We start from the raw sequence: 13,875 nt of genomic DNA, 5'->3' as shown, positions 1-13,875 counted from the left end.
GCAAAATGGTTGCCTTGCTGGTGCGGCACTATAGGCCGCCCTTGCTACATATTCCAACGGCGCAAACGGACGCAAGCCGCTTCCGGGTGATAACCCGCTCACATCCGCGCCTCCGCAAGAAGGCGCGCGACCGCAGCGCCCGGATCGGCCTGCAAGGCTGTCGTCAGGTCGACGTCCTCCTCGCCCTTGACGCGGATGCGCTTGAAGGCGAACTCGGACGCGCTGACCGGCGCCGTCGCATCGAGGCCCATCTTGGCGCCGATACCGTCATCCGTGGTCGGATCGAGTTTCGAGCCGAGCGCGCCGGCGACGACCATGAGATCGCGGTCGGCCTGGAAGCGCGTCGCCACCGCCCATTCGATCTCCTCGGAGGAAGAGATATCGACGTCCTTGTCGACCACAACCACCTGCTTGATGTCGTAATGCGCGCCGAAAGCGCACATCATGACGTTCTTCGGCTCGCCCTCATTGGTCTTGTCCAATTTGATCGCGAGATGATAGCGGCAGGTGCCGCCGCGCGTGAGGCGAACATCCAGCACGGTCGGGAAGCTGCGGCGCAGATGCTGGAGCAGCGTCGCTTCGCGCGGCACGCCGCCGAGTATCAGGTGCTCGAAACCGCCGCCGACGATGGTGTGGAAGATCGGCTTGGCGCGATGCGTGATGGCATCGACTTCGATCACCTCGCGATCGGCGCGCGGGCCGTAATATTGCGGGAATTCACCGAACGGGCCCTCCGGCTCGCGCACGCCTTGCAGGATCCGTCCTTCAATCACGATCTCCGCTTGGGCGGGAACGCGAACCGAATTGGTGCGACATTTGACGACGTCCACGGGCGAGCCGAGCAGCGCGCCCGCAATCGCCATCTCGTCCTCGTCCAGCGCGGCAATCGCCTGCGAAGCCAGCAGCAGCGCCGGATGCGCGCCGATGACGATGGCGATCTCCAGTGCCTGGCCCAGTTCTTCCGCGATGCGATAGTAAGAGAACGTGTGCCGCGGCAGCAGCAGAACGCCGATACGATTCTTGCTGCTGACCTGACAACGGTGAATCGAAACGTTCTGAACGCCGGTCTTCGGATTGCGCGCGATCAACAGGCCGGCCGTGATATAGGGACCGCTATCGCGTTCATTGTGCTTCGGCACCGGAAGTTGTCGGAGCAGGTCGACGTCGTCGTGAACGACCTCCTGCACTGGACCGTCCGGAACCTCGCGGGTCGGCAGTGGATTGCTTGCGGCGGCAAGGAATCGCGGCAGCAACTGGTCCTCGGTGACGCCGATGGAATCGGCGACCCAGTCACGACCGGCAAACAGGTTGGCGATGACGGGAATCTCGTGCCCATCGGGACGCGGGAACAGCACCGCGCTGTCGCGCTCCAGCCGCTTCGCGATGGCGGCGAGCTCATCGATCAGCGCAATACCCTCGCGGGCAATCGCGAGCTTGCCGCGCTCGGCGAGGTAAGCGAGCCAGGCACGCAGATCGGCCGGTGCGTTCGTGCTCTTCGCCGAATTTTGCCTCGCCGAATTTTGCATTCGCATATGACGTATCTCTCTCCTCGGGCGTTCGGGTCAGGGCGCGATCTTGCGCAGCGACGGCGAGCGGCGCTTGAGCGCTTCGTCCTCGCCCCAGCGGCGCACCACGCCGATATCGATATCGAAGAGGTCGAGCACCCGGCCGACGGTGTGCTCGACCATGTCTTCGAGATTCTCGGGTTTTGCGTAGAAGGCGGGCACAGGTGGCGCGATGATCGCGCCCATCTCTGATAGCGCCGTCATCGTCCTGAGATGCCCGGTGTGCAGCGGGGTCTCGCGCACCATCAGCACCAGGCGCCGGCGCTCCTTGAGCACAACATCGGCGGCGCGGGTCAAAAGCGTCGTGGTGACGCCCGAGGCGATCTCGGACATCGAGCGCATCGAGCACGGCGCCACAATCATGCCCGCGGTACGGAACGAGCCGCTCGAGATTGCCGAAGCCATGTCGTCGATCGCATGGCTGACATTGGCGAGCTCCCTCACCTCCGCGATCTTCAGGTCGGTCTCGTAGGCAAAGGTCTGCTCGGCCGTCTTCGACATCACCAGGTGAGTCTCGACGCCGGCATTGCGCAGGAGTTGCAGCAGGCGCACGCCATAGGTGACGCCCGAGGCGCCGGAAATGCCGATGATCATCCGCGTGGGCGCTGCGTGCTGCATATGTCTGATTTCGCTCCCGTGGCCACGTACCCTCGAGGTCTCGTAGCCGGTCGCAAAACTAGGCAATCTCGGCCATCACAACAAATAATGATTGATTATATCATTCATCATCGAAGATGATGGCCCGCGAACGAGTTGGCGAACGAAGGACTGGCCCCGTGGAACTCAGGCAGATGCAGTATTTCCTGTGCCTGGCCGATGAAAAGAACGTCACGCGGGCCGCGCGCCGGCTCAACATCGTGCAGCCGGCGCTCAGCATGCAGATCGCCAAGCTCGAGGCCGAGCTCGGCCAAAGGCTGTTCGACCGCAGCGTCCAGGGCATGACGCTGACCAGCGCCGGCGAGGCGCTGGTGCGGCTGACGGCGCCGATCGTGCGCGATGCGGAGTATGCGCGCCAGGAGATGGCCCAGATCGGCGGGCGGATTTCAGGCCGCGTCGCGGTAGGCCTCATCACCTCCGTTGCGCAGAGCACGATGGCGAGCTCGTCAGCGACTGTCGCGCGCCGCTATCCCGAGATCATCCTCTCCGCGTGCGAAGGCTACACCGAGACGCTGGTCGACTGGGTCAACAGCGGCCAACTCGATTTCGCGCTGATCAACGTGCCGCGCCGAAGGACGCCGCTCGCCGCGCATCACATCATGGACGAGGAGATGGTGTTCGCCTGCCGCAAGGACGGCCCGATCCGGCCGCCGGCCAAGCTGCGCTTCGACCACATCGCGAATTTCGATCTGGTGCTACCCTCGAAGCGCCACGGCCTGCGGCTGATCCTGGACGAGCGTGCCGCAGCCCTCGGCATCGACCTGCGGCCGCGCCTGGAGCTCGACACCCTGCCCGCCCTCTGCGACGTGATCGCGACCACCGATTTCGCGACCGTGCTGCCGACCATCGCGCTCCGGCAGTCGCTGGCAAGCGGGACCATTCGAGCCCACCGTTTCGACGCGCAACGGATCGTTCGCTCCATCGCCTGGGTGCATCACCCGCGGCGAGCGGTCTCGGTTGCGGCCAAGGCCGTGCTGGACGTCATCAGCCACGATCTGGCGCAGGCCGCGGCGGTGGCAAAGCAGTTGGCTGAACCTGGCTCCGGCGGCGCAGCCTCGTCATCCCGCAAACAACGTCGCAAGACCGGGAAGACGATTTCCTGAATCCCGAACGCTCATTTGGACAAGATGTCGCGCCTCTTTGCAAAATGAGACGGGTTGGTAAGTTTCGAGACGAGCCGGCATGACGGTCACGTCAAGCCGCTAACTACGGTCCAGGCGCAGAAAATCGCGGCCTGGCGCTCCTCCGGACAACTCCTGTCACGGACGCTCCCAAGGCTCGCAGAACAAGACGCGGTCGGGAGATTCAGTCCGAGATGGCAAGGTTCGGTCACAGCAGGATCGCGGACGACACAGCGCCGCACGTTGAAGGATTTCACCCTGACCGCAGGTCTTTGCTCTCGCTCGGCCTGGGCGCGGCTCTCTCCGCCACCGGGCTGCGTCCCGCGCAAGCCCAAGACTACCCCGCGCGTCCGATCCAGGTGCTCGTGCCCTTCGCCGGCGGCAGCGCCAGCGACGTCATCACGCGCATCCTGCTCAACCGCATGTCGACGTCACTGGGGCAGGCCTTCGTAGTCGACAACCGCCCTGGCGCCGGCGGCAATATCGGTACCGCCGCCGCTGCACATGCCGCCCCGGACGGCTACACGTTGCTGATGAGCACCTCCGGCCCACTGGCCGCGAACCGATCACTGTACAAGGAGCTGCCCTACGATCCGCTGAAGGATTTCGCCCCGATCGGACTGTTCGCCACGTTGCCGAATGTCATCGTAATCAATTCGAGGCTGCCGCCGAAATCCCTGCACGAGCTGATCGAGTACACCAAGGCCCGCCCCCGGGAGCTGAACTACGGGACGGTCGGAGTCGGCTCGTCGCAGCACCTCGCGGCTGCCTATTTCGAGCAGCTCACGGGCACCGAGATCACCCACGTTCCTTACCGCAACATCGCTGCTTACACGCCGGACTTCATCGCGGGCCAGGTCCCGCTAGGCTTCCAGCTCTTGCCGAACGTCATCGGTCTGATCAGGAGCGGCGATGCGCGTCCGCTCGCGGTTGCCAGCGACAAGCGCATGACGGCGCTGCCGGACGTGCCGACCGCGGCCGAGGCTGGCCTGAAGGATTACGAGAGCGCGGCGTGGCTTGCCCTGCTCGCGCCCGCGGGCACCGGCACCGCCGTTATCGACAAGCTCTATGCCGCCATGATCGAAGCCATGAACGATCCGAAGGTGCGCACCCTCCTGGTGGAGCAGGGCGCCGAGCCCCTGGTGATGGCCCCCCAAGGTCTGAAGGATTTCATGACCGCGGAAACCACAAAATGGGCCGGGATCATCAAGAAGATCGGCATCGAGCCGATGTGACTGCCAGCTTTTGGGTAATCAGCCTCTTCCGCGTGATCCGCCACCCGCGCCCTGCTCGCCCAAAGCTCGCTCGCCGAGCGGCTCGCGCCTGGCTCAATGCTGCGTGCTGGCGGTATGAGCTCGCGTTACGGCAGATTATCCCGCAGAAAAATGTCGATGCGGATGCGTTCTTGGTCGGGGCTGATTGGCTCGCCCGAACAGTGCGCGAGCAGAACGCGTGCCGCAGAGCGCGCCTCGTGCCCGGGATCCTGATTGATCACGGCATCGAGCGTGCCGCGAACCAGGAAACGCCGTGTATATTGGGTCAGCTCATGGGTGATCCAGACCACCTCGCGAGCGCGGCCCGAGGCCTCGAGCGCATCGGCGATGCCGCGGTTTCCGGCGCCGCAGCAGTATATGCCGCGAAGATCGGCATGGCGCGCGAGCAGCGCAGCCGTAAGCTTCCGCGTGCGATCGCTGTCGTCCCGGCCCTCGATGACCGGTAGCGCGGGCAGGTTCGGATACTCGCTGGACAGGATCTGATGGAAACCGAACTGCCGTTCAGTGTGATCACGCAGCGACAGCGACCCCGCGATCACCGCGACCGTCCCCTCGCGCCCAGCAAGGAAGCGCCCCATCAACGTTGCGGCGGTGCGGCCTGCGGCCGGATTGTCGATGCCGACATAATGCAGGCGGCGCGAGCTTGGCGCGTCCGACACGAGGGTCACCACGGCGACCCCGCGTCCGACGAGCTCATCGATCGCGGCCCGAACCCTGGGATGATCGAGCGCGATGACGGCGACGCCCTGGTAGGCCGGCGACAGGGTTTCCAGCGCGCCGGCGAGCACATCCGGATCGAACACGTCGACACGGAGAATGTCGATGAAGCCGCGCTGGCCGGCGAGCCAGTCCGCGGTGCGCTGGACCTGCTCGCTCAGATTGGTCATGAAGCTGTTGCTGCCGGTCGGCAGCACGAAGGCGAAGCGGAACGTCTGCCCGCGGGCGAGCCGCGCGGCCGCGACGTCGGCGCGATAGCCGAGTTTTGCCACCGCGGCCTCGACACGCGCGACGGTCTTGGCGCGCACGCCCTCGCGCCGGTTGACGACGCGATCGACGGTCGCAAGCGAAACGCCGGCCGCACGTGCGACGTCCTCGAGCGTGGCGCGAATCGCCGGCTGCGTCGCCCCTCCCGTCATTCGCGCGCCGCCCAAAGCATGCCGCGGGTCATCAGTGTCCGGATCTCCGGCACGTCGAGCTCGTAGGCACGGTGGCCGAGCGAGGAATAGAACACCCTGCCCGCGCCGTAGCGCTTCTTCCAGACCACGGGCATCACCACGCCCTCGATCCACGGCGCGTGCTCGCCGGTGAAGGTCGTCGTCGCCAGCACCTCGTTGGCGGGGTCGACATGCATGTAATATTGCTCGGAACGATGTTCGAAACTGTTCAGGCCCTTCATGATGGGGTCATCCGGCTTCGTCAAGTCGACCTTGTAGTCGATGATGTTGCCGGGATGGGCCACCCACTGCCCGCCGCACATGAATTGGTAGTCGACGGAATCGCGGAACGCATCGCACATGCCGCCATGATGGCCGGCGAGCCCGACGCCGCTCCGCACTGCGGCGCAGAGATTGAGCGCTTCCGCCTTCTCGATCTTCGACATCGTGTAGATCGGGATGATCAGCGACATGTCGTGGATCGCGGGATCGGCGAATGCCGCCGTCGTCGTCTCGATCCGCACCTCGAAGCCTTCCGCTCTCAGCCAGCCGCGAATCATCGAGGCGCAGAGATCCGGATCGTGTCCCGGCCAGCCGCCCCATACAATCATTGCCTTGCGCATGGTCATTCCCTCAATCGATCTGACCCGTTTCACGTCCCGCCGGCAGCATCGCCGGCCGCTCGACGCTGCTCTCGATCTTGACGCGCCGCCCTTCATCGGCGGAGGTCTGGAACGCCTCCATCACCTCCAGCACGTGAAACGCAAGCGCACCGCTGGCGCGGTGCGGACGGTTGTTCAGGATCGCGGATGCCATGTCGGCGACCCCAATGGAGCGGAACTCACCCTCGACATGGCCGTGCGTCAACGGCATCGTTTCCCATTCGCCGCCGGTCCTGGCGAGGTGCACCTCGCCGCCGAAACGGTTCGGGTCCGGCACCTGCATGCTGCCCTTGTCGCCATAGATCTCGATCGGCGCATGCCGGTGCTTCGGTACATCGAAGCTCATCGCGATCGAGATGACTGCTCCGCTCTCGAATTCAAGCGTACCCGCGACATGGGTCGAAACCTCGACCGGGATCAGCGTGCCGTTCATCGGCTGGCTGGTGACCAGGCGCTCCGATTTCGGCCTCGCGGTCGAGCCCATCACGCTCGCGACCGGGCCGAGCAACTGCACGAGATCGGTGATGTAGTACGGCCCCATGTCGAGCATCGGCCCGCCGCCGCGCAAGTAATAGAAGCCCGGCGCCGGGTGCCAGCGCTCATGGCCGGGGCAGCCGAAGAAGGCGCTGCCCGCCACCGGCGTGCCGATCGCGCCGTCGTCGATCAGCTTGCGGGCGGTCTGGTGCCCGCCGCCGAGGAACGTGTCGGGCGCGCAGCCGACGCGCAGGTTCTTCTGTGCGGCGAGATCGATCACCTTGCGGGCTTCGGCGGCGTTGATGCCGAGCGGCTTCTCGGAATGGACATGCTTTCCGGCATTCAGCACCGCCAGACTGACGTCGGTGTGGGCCAGCGGCACCGTGAGATTGACGACGACCTCGACGTCATCGCGTCTGAGCAATTGATCGACCCGCATCGCCGGCAGCCCGAAAGCGGCACCCTGCCGCTCCGCGACTTCACTGCGCATATCGGCGAGCGCCCTGACCTCCATGACCGGGAAGCGTTGCGCCGCCTTGAGATAGGCGGTGCTGATGACACCGCAGCCGATGATTCCAATTCCGACTTTTCTCATTGTGGTCTCCGTAAGGTCCGTTCATCCCTTGACCGCACCTGCAGTGAGGCCGGCAACGATGTGCTTCTGCGCCAGAAGGAAGAGAATGATCGTCGGCAGGATGGTCAACGTGATGAAGGCCAGGATCAGGTGCCATTCGGACGAATACTCGCCCTGATAGACCATGATGCCGAGCGGCCAGGGATAGAGCGCATCCGTGTTGAGCATCACCAGCGGCAACAGATAGGCGTTCCAGCTGTTGACGAAGGTGATGGTCCCGACGGTCGCCAGGATCGGCCGCGACAGCGGCAACGTCACATAGCGGAAGAACTTGATGTAGCTGCAGCCGTCGACCAGCGCAGCCTCGAGCAGTTCATAGGGAATGTCCTTGAAGAAACGCCGGAGCAGCAGCACGCTCATCGCGAGGCTGAAGGCCACCTGCGGCAACGCAACGCCGAAATAGGTATCGAGCAGCCCGAGATCGCGCACCTTGATGAACAACGGAAGCACCGCGGTCGCCGCCGGAAACAGCAGGCCGAGCGTGAGATAGCTCAGCAGCATCGAGCTGCCGTAGAACCTGACATGGGCAAAGGTGAACGCCGCCATCGAGGCCGTGATCAGGGTCAACACCACCGCGAGCGACGATATGATCAGCGAATTGCGCAGGAGCTGCCAGTAGCGCGCGGAGAACAGGATGTCGGAATAATTCTGCCACTCCCAGTGACGCGGCAAACCGAACGGGTTGACACGCAATTCGCCGAGCGATTTGAAGCCGCCGAGCAACGTCGCGAGCAGCGGCACCAGCACGAAGATGGCCACGATGGCGAGGAACACCGCCTTGAACAGCACGGCGGGATCGACCGGCGTACGAGAGATCTTCGCACTACTCATCGCGCATGAACCAACGCTTGTAGGTAAAAGCAAAGGTCACGCAGATCGCGAACAAGATGACGCCGATGGCGCTGCCATAGCCGACCCGCATGCGAGAGATGCCGTTGTTGTAGAGGAAGCTCACCATCGTGTTCGAGGAGTCCGCAGGCCCCCCGCGTGTCAGCGGCATGACGAGGTCGAACAGCTGCAGCGAGCCGACAATGGCGAAAAACACCGAGAGGCGAATCGTCGGATAGAGCAAGGGAATGACGACATGGCGCAGGGCTTGCAGCCGCGTCGCACCGTCGATGCGCGCCGCCTCGATCAGGCTCTTGTCGAGGCTCTGGAGCGCCGCGATGAACAGCATCATGTGGAAGCCAAAATACTTCCACACGATCACGATCAGCACGGCCAGCATCGACGTGTCGGTCGAGGCCAGCAGGTGCGGCGGCTCGGCGCCGAAACTGCGCCAGATCGACGCGACGAGGCCGTAGTCACCGTCATAGACGAAGCTGAAGATCAGCCCGGTCGCGATCTCGGCCAGGATATAGGGCATGAAGAACAGCATGCGCAGCGCCACCGACCCGCGAAAGCGTTCGGCGAGCATCAAGGCCAGCGTCAGCGCGAGCGGCAGCTGGACCGCGAGCGAGACCGCAATAATCAGCCCATTGTTGCGCAGCGCGAGCCAGAAGGCGCGCGTCTCCAGCACGAAGCGGTAATTGTCGAAGCCGATCCAGTTGGTCGGCCTGCCGAACCCGTTCCAGTTGAAGGCCGAATACCAGGCGGCCTCGCCGATCGGCAGCACCACGAACAGCGTGAACAATAGCAGCGCCGGCGGCAGGAACAGGATCAGGACCGTGAAGCGGCCGTCCCAAGCCGGGCCGCGGACCGCGAGCGAAGAGAACGGTGTCTCCGCAACGCCAATCGCGGGGGAATTCGCGATACGCCGGGCCACCGTCAGTTGCCCTGCTTCCACGCCGCCTCGATCGCCTTCGCCGCATTCTGCGGGCTCATGCTGCCACCGGCGATCTCCGCGGTGACGTCGTTGACGACGCGGCCGACCGACGGACCAAGGCTCTGATCATAGAAGTTCTGGTGGTAGTTCGACTTCGCCAGATTGGTCGCGATCAGCTTCATGAAGGCATTGTTGAGACCAGCGTCCGCGCCCTGCACCACCGGGATGATGAAGTTACCCGCCGCAAGTCGCGTCTGCACGTCCTTCGAGACGAAGTCCTTCAGGAAATCGACCGCCTCCTTCGGCGAGCCTTTCGTGACCAGCCAGCCGGTGATGCCGCCGAGCGTGTCGGTGGGCGCGCCCTTGCCGCCTGATACCACCGGGAAGTCGAACCAGCAGATCTTGTCTTCGCTCAATCCGACCTTGTCGGCGGCGAGAGCGCGCTGCAAATGATAGACCGTGCTGATCGCGAGCGTCATCGCCGCCTTGCCGTCGCCGAAATAGCCGACGGCCTGCGGATTCTTGAAACCAAGGAAGCCATTCTGGAACGGCTGGAGATCGACGAGTTGCTTGAACAGCTCGCCGGACTTCTGGAAGGTCTCGCCGGCGAAGCCGCTGTCCTCGCCGCGCAATGCAGCGTCGAATGCCGGCTTGCCGCCGATGCGCACCGCAAGATGGGTCCAGTAGAAGTGCAACGGCCATTTGTCGGCGCCGCCGACCACGATCGGGGTCACGCCGGCGGCCTTCAGCGTCTTCACCGCCGCAAGCAGATCGTCCCAGCTCTTGATCCCGGCAGGATCGACTTTCGCCTTGGCCATCAGCTCCTTGTTGCAGAGGAAGCCGACCTGCGACAGCGCGGTCGGCAGACCATAAACGCGGCCGTTAGCGGTGAACGCGGCGAGCGCGGCCGGGGTGAGACTGTCGCTGTATCCCTTCACCTGTTCGGTGATGTCGTCGAGAACGCCTGCCTCGATCTGGGTCTTCAGGACGCCGCCGGCCCAGCTGTAGATGATGTTCGGCCGGTCCTTGGATTGCAGGATGGTCGGCAGCTTGGCCTTGTAGGCTTCGTTCTCGAGAAACTGCATCTCGACCTTGACGCCAGGATGGGAGGCCTCATAGGCGCGCGCGACCTCCTCCCAGATTTTCACCTGGGCCGGATTTGCCTCGATGTGCAGCCACTTTACGATCGTGTCGGCTGCGGCGGCGTCGGCCAAAAGCAGGCATGCGGCAGCGGCGAGTCCCAGCTTCCCGAGCAGTCTCATCACATCTCCTCCCGACATCTTATTCTTTGCCGCGATCCTGCTCCCGATTTTTGAGGTACGCAACTAAAATTCTGATCTACGCACCTCACGCGGGACGTGGCTGAAGCCTGCGGAAGAGCTGCATGGCAACCGTGCTTCGTTCAGGCTTAGCTGGCGAGCCCCTCGGGGCCTGAGCGTCAACCTTCTGAACTCGTCGTATCGATCGACGGCAAATTCCGAAGCGCTGCCGCCGACGAAAACGGAATGCGCCAGAGATATCCATGCCTGCGGCGAACGAGGCGTGATCGCTGGATCTCAGCCGCTCGCGGCCGGCAAGCCCGGCGTCTGCTGCGGCATGCCGGCGCGGTCGACAAGCACATCCGTGAGTCCCGCCCCCAGCCACATGCCGCCGAGCACGAGCCAGGCGGTGAGTGCGAATACGGAGGCACCGGTCACGCCAGCGCCGACCGCGCAGCCGCCGGCGAGCATCGCACCGAACCCCATCAGCACCGCGCCGAACAGGTAGCGCCGCATGCCGAGCCCGTCCGAGAACCCCTCGAGCTTCAGTTCATGTGCACGCGCCGCGGCCAGAAACGAGCCGAGGAATACGCCGGGGACGATGCCGAGGTCGAAGCCGAGCCGGAGCTGCGCGCTGTTGAGCACCAGCATCAGCAACTCGGCCGAAGGCCCGCTGAAGGTGAGGCTCTTCAGCGTCACCGGCGCGAAGGAAGCCTGCGACAGCTGGTAGGTGAAGAGCCAGCCGGCGACGACGGCCGTTCCGGTTGCGAGCGCGGCGAGGATCAGCCGGCGCGGCAACCGGCTGCGAAAGGCGAAGGCCAGCCCGGCAATCAGCCACAAACCTCCGAATGCTAGCTTCTCGGGCGTGCCGGCACCGAACATGGCCATGATGTCGCGCGACGGACCGCCATCGACCAGCCACAGGTTGGTCACCCATTCACGGGCGGGCGACAGCAGGCCGCGATAGGAGGCTTGCGCGGTCACGGCGAACACCAGCCCCGACAACAAGGCCCGGAGGTTTCCGTTCGCCGAGAGCACCAGCAGCCGGCTGGCGCAACCCCGCGCCAGGATCATCCCGCAACCGAACATCACGCCGCCGAGGAGAGCGCCGGAGATACTGCCCTGCTGCGCGAGCTGGCGCGCCTCGGATATTTCGAGCCAGCCGAGCGCGACAAAACCTTGCGTGCCGACCAGCGCCGCGGCAAAGGTCAGCAGCCAGACCGCAAGGCGCCGGCCGCCCTCGCCGCGGGAGAATTCGACCGCCGCGGCACGCAGGCAGAAGCGGCTGCGCTGCGCGAAGAACCCGAACAGACCTCCGACCACGAGGCCGCCGAACCATGACAGCGAATCTTCACCCAAGAGATCGATGATCGGCGTCAGCACGTCCGCCTCGGTTGTTCCTGCGAGCATGCAATTCTAGCGATCGCGTCGTCGCGTCCCATGAGCCAGATCAAGGCTCGACGTCGCAGGATGCCGGAGCGGAGCGGCCTCATGGCCGTAGATAAGCATATCCCTGCTGTTGCAGCTCGACGAGCCGCACCACGCCGCCCTTCTCGGCCACCACGAAGCCGGGCGTGAGATCGTCCAGCTTGACGCCCTGCGCCTTCATCGTATTGGCGCAGGCATCGAAGCCGACGCCGGCATCGACGAGCTTCGTCATCATCGCAACGGTGTGGTCCTGTGCCGCGAGTGCGTGGAAGGCACGCAGCGCCGGCCCGTGCACGACCAGCCTGATGTCGGCCTTGCCAGGCCCGCCGACGCCGTCGACATGGTTCTGCAGATTGCCCAGAACGAAGACGACGCGATCGGCATCGGCGAGATGATAGACGACGCGCTGCCGCGCGGGCGTTTCCGTCGCCGCGGACGCCTCGCGCACCGCGAACGCACCAAATAGCCCGGCAAGGCTCGCGCGAAGCATGGATCGACGCTGCATGGTCCCCCTCCTATCGTGCCTGCTTGATGAACTCGGCGATTCGATCGGCGACGTCTTCCGCGAACAGGTCGCGGAAGAAATGATCGGCATCCTCGATCTTGTCGAGCTGCACTCTGCCCCCGCTCGAACCAGCAAGCGAATCGAAGGCCTGTGCTACATCGGGCACAACGCTATCCTTGGTGGCGGCGAGCACCAGCACCGGCAGCTTCACGCGCGCTACGAGCGCGGCCGTGTCCTGGCCGGCATCGGGACCGTAGAATGACGCAAAGGTCCGCGCGGTAACCACGGCATTGCGGCAATAGACGAAGCCCGGCACGTCCATCCACTCCCCGCCGCGGCCGGCCGCAACCGCCTTGGTTGCCAGCTCCAGAAACGGTTCGAGCGGCTTGCCATAGGTCTTGGCGTAGGAGGCGCGCAGATCAGCCTCGGCCTTCGCGGTCACCGGCGCCAGCAACACCCCACCCGCCACCGGCGCGGCTTCGCTTGCAACGAGATACCGTGCGACCTGGTTGCCGCCGCGCGAATGGCCGAACGCGAAGACGAGCCGGGACATGCCCCTCGCCCGCGTGACCCAGGCGCTGATCTCCGCAACTGCATCCTCAACGACATAGTCATGCCGCGCGGTACAGTCGTACATGCCCTTGCGGCGATCGAGCCCCAGCGACAGCGTATGGGCGAGCGAAGCGATGCCGCGCTGCTCAAGCGCTTTGGCAACGCCCTGAATGACCTCCATGTCCTTGTGCGCGAGCGTGCCGTGGGTCATTACGACAAGCGGCGTATCGGGTTTCGTCGAGGCTGGCGTGCGCAGTGTTGCGAGCGTGGTGCGGCCGTCGACCGACAACTCGAGCTCCTGCTCGGCCGCATATGCGGACCCTGCGAACGCGAGCAAGACTGTCAGTGCTATCAACCATCGCATCAGCAGCTTTCTCCTCAGGGCCGGACAATTGTCCAGTTTTTCTCCGCCAAATCCAACAGCGCGGCAACCCCAACCTGCGTGACGCTGACGCCATCGATCAGCGGCGGCCGCTTGTCCTCCTTCGCCGCCAGCGTCTCCAGCGTGTTGCCGCAGGCGATGAAGCTCACATTCGGCATCGATTTCAGGAAATTCCCCAGGCGCTCCTTCACCGGCGAGCGGTCCGCGAGCAGCATGTCGAGGCCGCCGTTGAAAGCGACCACAGCGATTTCGACGTCCTCGCCCTGTCCGGAATAGTGCCGCGAGACGTTGGCCGCGACATCGAGCACGGCACGCATCTTGACCGGGTCGTCGTCGCTGATCTGCAGCGCGAGCCTGTGAAATTCGGCCGCCTGGGCCGCGGCGGGACGGATTGCGATGAGCGAGCCAACAGCGAGAGCCGCATGCAGCAGCGCGCGGCGGTT

14 protein-coding genes are annotated in these 13,875 nt (G+C 64.7%); 2 read left to right on the top strand and 12 right to left on the bottom strand.

What is annotated here, in order from left to right; translation table 11 throughout:
• Nucleotides 1-98 precede the first annotated feature (98 nt).
• Both XI04_RS05690 and XI04_RS05685 read right to left on the bottom strand, forming a co-directional pair.
• Complete coding sequence (locus XI04_RS05690) at nucleotides 99-1,532, bottom strand: UbiD family decarboxylase (protein ID WP_271608117.1); 1,434 nt, start codon at nucleotides 1,530-1,532, stop codon at nucleotides 99-101.
• Between the two features lie 30 nt (nucleotides 1,533-1,562).
• On the bottom strand, nucleotides 1,563-2,183 hold the full coding sequence (locus XI04_RS05685; protein ID WP_038970453.1) for a UbiX family flavin prenyltransferase: 621 nt from the start codon (nucleotides 2,181-2,183) through the stop codon (nucleotides 1,563-1,565).
• A gap of 173 nt (nucleotides 2,184-2,356) precedes the next feature.
• Between XI04_RS05685 and XI04_RS05680 the strand changes: the two genes are divergently transcribed.
• On the top strand, nucleotides 2,357-3,325 hold the full coding sequence (locus tag XI04_RS05680; RefSeq protein ID WP_038948971.1) for a LysR family transcriptional regulator: 969 nt from the start codon (nucleotides 2,357-2,359) through the stop codon (nucleotides 3,323-3,325).
• A gap of 212 nt (nucleotides 3,326-3,537) precedes the next feature.
• Nucleotides 3,538-4,578: a Bug family tripartite tricarboxylate transporter substrate binding protein gene (locus XI04_RS05675; protein ID WP_028143577.1), complete on the top strand. Its 1,041-nt coding sequence runs from the start codon at nucleotides 3,538-3,540 to the stop codon at nucleotides 4,576-4,578.
• 125 nt (nucleotides 4,579-4,703) lie between these two features.
• Here the strand turns inward: XI04_RS05675 and XI04_RS05670 are convergent, their stop codons facing one another.
• From XI04_RS05670 to XI04_RS05625, 10 genes are all read right to left on the bottom strand, one after another.
• The gene (locus XI04_RS05670; protein ID WP_038970460.1) at nucleotides 4,704-5,753 is read right to left on the bottom strand and encodes a LacI family DNA-binding transcriptional regulator; all 1,050 of its coding nucleotides are present in this window, start codon (nucleotides 5,751-5,753) and stop codon (nucleotides 4,704-4,706) included.
• A complete protein-coding gene (locus XI04_RS05665; protein ID WP_028143575.1) occupies nucleotides 5,750-6,394 on the bottom strand; it encodes a ThuA domain-containing protein in 645 nt (214 codons plus the stop codon). The genes XI04_RS05670 and XI04_RS05665 overlap by 4 nt, the downstream gene beginning before the upstream one ends.
• Before the next feature lie 10 nt (nucleotides 6,395-6,404).
• Nucleotides 6,405-7,502, bottom strand: coding sequence for a Gfo/Idh/MocA family protein (locus XI04_RS05660; RefSeq protein ID WP_038970456.1), 1,098 nt, complete (start codon nucleotides 7,500-7,502; stop codon nucleotides 6,405-6,407).
• A 21-nt stretch (nucleotides 7,503-7,523) separates the two neighbouring features.
• Nucleotides 7,524-8,372, bottom strand: coding sequence for a carbohydrate ABC transporter permease (locus XI04_RS05655; RefSeq protein ID WP_038970457.1), 849 nt, complete (start codon nucleotides 8,370-8,372; stop codon nucleotides 7,524-7,526).
• Nucleotides 8,365-9,306 carry a carbohydrate ABC transporter permease gene (locus XI04_RS05650; protein WP_028143572.1) on the bottom strand — a complete coding sequence of 314 codons (942 nt, stop codon included), beginning with the start codon at nucleotides 9,304-9,306 and terminating at the stop codon, nucleotides 8,365-8,367. Before XI04_RS05650 ends, XI04_RS05655 begins: the two co-directional genes overlap by 8 nt.
• A 2-nt stretch (nucleotides 9,307-9,308) precedes the next feature.
• Entirely contained in the window at nucleotides 9,309-10,568 is a 1,260-nt protein-coding gene (locus tag XI04_RS05645; protein ID WP_271608118.1) for an extracellular solute-binding protein, read from the bottom strand.
• Nucleotides 10,569-10,862: 294 nt separating this feature from the next.
• Nucleotides 10,863-11,948, bottom strand: coding sequence for a YeeE/YedE family protein (locus XI04_RS05640; RefSeq protein WP_271608163.1), 1,086 nt, complete (start codon nucleotides 11,946-11,948; stop codon nucleotides 10,863-10,865).
• 106 nt (nucleotides 11,949-12,054) lie between these two features.
• On the bottom strand, nucleotides 12,055-12,498 hold the full coding sequence (locus XI04_RS05635; RefSeq protein ID WP_271608119.1) for a DsrE family protein: 444 nt from the start codon (nucleotides 12,496-12,498) through the stop codon (nucleotides 12,055-12,057).
• Nucleotides 12,499-12,508: 10 nt separating this feature from the next.
• Nucleotides 12,509-13,414, bottom strand: a complete 906-nt coding sequence (locus tag XI04_RS05630) for an alpha/beta hydrolase (protein ID WP_097668685.1) — start codon at nucleotides 13,412-13,414, stop codon at nucleotides 12,509-12,511.
• A 14-nt stretch (nucleotides 13,415-13,428) separates the two neighbouring features.
• Nucleotides 13,429-13,863: a DsrE family protein gene (locus XI04_RS05625; RefSeq protein ID WP_442868726.1), complete on the bottom strand. Its 435-nt coding sequence runs from the start codon at nucleotides 13,861-13,863 to the stop codon at nucleotides 13,429-13,431.
• Between the last annotated feature and the right edge of the window lie 12 nt (nucleotides 13,864-13,875).

This window comes from Bradyrhizobium sp. CCBAU 11430 (assembly GCF_028128855.1).
Lineage (GTDB): Bacteria > Pseudomonadota > Alphaproteobacteria > Rhizobiales > Xanthobacteraceae > Bradyrhizobium > Bradyrhizobium ottawaense.
This window is presented reverse-complemented; position numbering and strand designations above follow the sequence as displayed.